The organism is Listeria tempestatis (genome assembly GCF_963575625.1).
Taxonomy (GTDB): Bacteria; Bacillota; Bacilli; order Lactobacillales; family Listeriaceae; genus Listeria; species Listeria tempestatis.
The window spans coordinates 1-707 of sequence record NZ_CAUYTK010000028.1; the positions used below are offsets into that span (position 1 = coordinate 1).

2 protein-coding genes are annotated in these 707 nt (G+C 47.9%); both read right to left on the reverse strand.

The features are described from left to right. Window positions 1-31 precede the first annotated feature (31 nt). Entirely contained in the window at window positions 32-400 is a 369-nt protein-coding gene (locus tag R8923_RS14230) for a hypothetical protein (protein ID WP_485873421.1), read from the reverse strand. Continuing rightward, entirely contained in the window at window positions 393-674 is a 282-nt protein-coding gene (locus tag R8923_RS14235; protein ID WP_485873422.1) for a DUF3130 family protein, read from the reverse strand. The genes R8923_RS14230 and R8923_RS14235 overlap by 8 nt, the downstream gene beginning before the upstream one ends. Window positions 675-707: the final 33 nt, after the last annotated feature.

Sequence of the window (707 nt, forward strand, 5' to 3'; positions counted from 1 at the left end):
AAGGCCTTCACTTCCAAAATGGCAATCCGACTCATGTGCGCCACCTCTTTTGGATGTTTTGTTGGTCTTCTTTGAGTTGACGCAACACATGTTTTTCACGCTGCATCGCCTCTGACATTTCTTCTTCGCGCGCTTGTAACCCGCGTTGCCAAAGCATTGTATCGCGCGCCTGTTCTTCTTCTAGCAGCTGATGAAATCCGTTCGCCGTACTCCCGCGCCAACCATGACGCCATTTCTCAAGCACGTCAAATTCCTGTTTAGACACCGCACGAAAATCTTCCTCGCACTCGGTTTTTTCTTGATTTTTCCGCCGCAAGTCGTGCCAGTTGGCTTCGGTTTCTTGTTGTTTTCGGCGATTTTGCATCAGTTCTTGTTCGAACGCCGCACGCCTTTTATCCACCTAAAGGACCTCCTTTTTGGCCTAAAGTTTGGTCCTGTTTCGCGAAGGCTGCGCCTAAATCCGTGAGGCGACGCGCGTCTTGACCTGTCACGTTGCCCATCTTTTCTAGTGTCACGACAAGGTCGATTAAACTCGTTCGAAGCGTATTAATGGAAGTCGCGTAGGTCTCCGTCATATTGCCATCTCGAAGCGGCAAATAGACCTCGTTTTTTAGCTTGCCCATTTTTTCTGCGTGCTCATGAAACACGGATTCATTTGATTTTATTTCCCGCATGGTTTTTCCTCCTGATGTTTTTGTCTATTGTTT